Genomic DNA, 1600 nt, shown 5'->3' with positions numbered 1-1600 from the left:
CGCTGGGCGGCGGGCGACGTGGGCCGTCCTCTCGGTGGCGCCGTGGGCCCGCCCGCGGTGGCTGACGTCGTCGGCGTACCGCCAGCCGGCGCTGGTTTGTGGCGCCGTCTCCCTCGCCGTGCTGCCGCCGATGCTCCCCCCGCTCCTGCGCGTGCTGCGCGGCTGGCTGCAACGCAACCCCGGCGTGCGCATGACGCTCCGGCTGGCGGGCGAGGCCGCCACCGCGGCGCACGACCCGACCGCGCTGCGTGCCGCTGACGAGCCGGCACTCATCCGTGCACTCCAGGAGCACCTGGATGCCTGCTGGGGCGAGGTGTCTTCGCCGGCCGCATGACCGACGAGCTTGCATACCTGTCCGGACAGCTTGGCCGCCGGCTCGCCGACGCCGGTCTGATGCTGGCCACCGCCGAGTCCTGCACCGGCGGCTGGATCAGCAAATGCGTGACGGATATCGCTGGCAGCAGCGGCTGGCTGGACCGCGGCTTCGTCACCTACAGTAACGCCGCCAAGCAGGACATGCTGGGTGTAGCCGCCGCAACGCTGGCGGAGTACGGCGCCGTGAGCGAGCCCGTGGTGCGGGAGATGGCGATGGGCGCGGTTGCCCGGAGCGCTGCGCAGGTGGCGGTGGCCGTGAGCGGCGTCGCGGGCCCCGGCGGGGGCTCTGTGGACAAGCCGGTCGGCACCGTCTGCTTCGGCTTTGCGCTGCCGGACGGCGTCAGCACCGAGACGGTGTACTTCCGCGGCGACCGTGAGTCCGTGCGTCGGCAATCTGTGGCTCATGTCCTTACGCGGCTCATCGAGCGCTTGGCTTGAGCCGGAATCCCTGTCGCCTGGAGCCTGCATCCCACGGCAAGCATGAAGGACGACCGCCGCGCCAGCATCCGCCTCTTCTTCGCCCTCTGGCCGGACGCGCGTATCCGTGCGGCACTGCTGGACGCCCGCGACAACGCCATTCAGTGTGCTCGTCCGACTGACGCGGACGACCTGCTCCTGACCTGTGTTTTCGTCGGCGTGGTGCCGCCGGAGTCACTGCCTTGTATCGAGGCCGCCGGCGACGACATCGCGCTGGCAGCCTTCCACCTGGCGCTGCATCGGGTGGAGACCTGGCCGCGGCAGCGCCTGCTGGTGGCAGCCCCGGCCGAGCCGCCGCCGACGCTCTTCAACCTCGTGAGCCAGCTGCAGCAGAACCTGCTCCCCTGCGGCATCGCGCCGGAGCCGCGCCGCTATCGCCCGCACGTGACACTCGCCCGCAAGGCAGCGCGCAGCGATCCGGCGATGGTGGCCATCCAGTGGCCGGTCCGGGACTTCGTGCTGGCCCGCAGCGGCGCTCCCGGCCGCGGCAATGGTGCCGGCTACCAGGTGCTGCGCAGCTGGCGCCTGGATTGACGCCGTGGGAGCGGCCTCCGGCCGCGACGGCCTCCAGGGCCGCTGCGGGGATGTCGCGCCAAGGATGCCGCTCCCACGCAGATGAAGCTGTCCGCCCCGGCACACCTGATGCCGAGGACGGGCCTGTGTGATAATTTCGGCCCAAGTTCCGTCGGCAGCTGCCGACGTAAATGGCATCAAGGTCCGGAGTGACGATGGACGAGAATCGCAAGAA

General features: G+C 71.2%; 3 protein-coding genes. All 3 read left to right on the top strand.

The window, feature by feature from the left end:
- On the top strand, window positions 1–334 hold a 334-nt coding region (locus tag I6U14_RS05665), incomplete at its 5' end, for a hypothetical protein (protein WP_296897594.1).
- On the top strand, window positions 331–813 hold the full coding sequence (gene pncC / locus I6U14_RS05660; RefSeq protein ID WP_296897593.1) for a nicotinamide-nucleotide amidase: 483 nt from the start codon (window positions 331–333) through the stop codon (window positions 811–813). The genes I6U14_RS05665 and pncC, both read left to right, overlap by 4 nt.
- 42 nt (window positions 814–855) lie before the next feature.
- Window positions 856–1386, top strand: a complete 531-nt coding sequence (gene thpR, locus I6U14_RS05655; protein WP_296897592.1) for an RNA 2',3'-cyclic phosphodiesterase — start codon at window positions 856–858, stop codon at window positions 1384–1386.
- The last annotated feature ends 214 nt before the right edge of the window (window positions 1387–1600 follow it).

Origin of the sequence: Thiohalocapsa sp., from assembly GCF_019695415.1 — a bacterium.
Taxonomy (GTDB): Bacteria; Pseudomonadota; Gammaproteobacteria; order Chromatiales; family Chromatiaceae; genus Thiohalocapsa.
Note: the sequence above shows the minus strand (reverse complement) of the source record. Positions and strands in the feature narration are given on the sequence as shown.

What these genes read in the sequence shown, in the direction of transcription:
- thpR (WP_296897592.1), top strand. Translation starts at nt 856, where the DNA reads ATGAAGGACGACCGCCGCGCCAGCATCCGCCTCTTCTTCGCCCTCTGG.
- pncC (WP_296897593.1), top strand. Translation starts at nt 331, where the DNA reads ATGACCGACGAGCTTGCATACCTGTCCGGACAGCTTGGCCGCCGGCTC.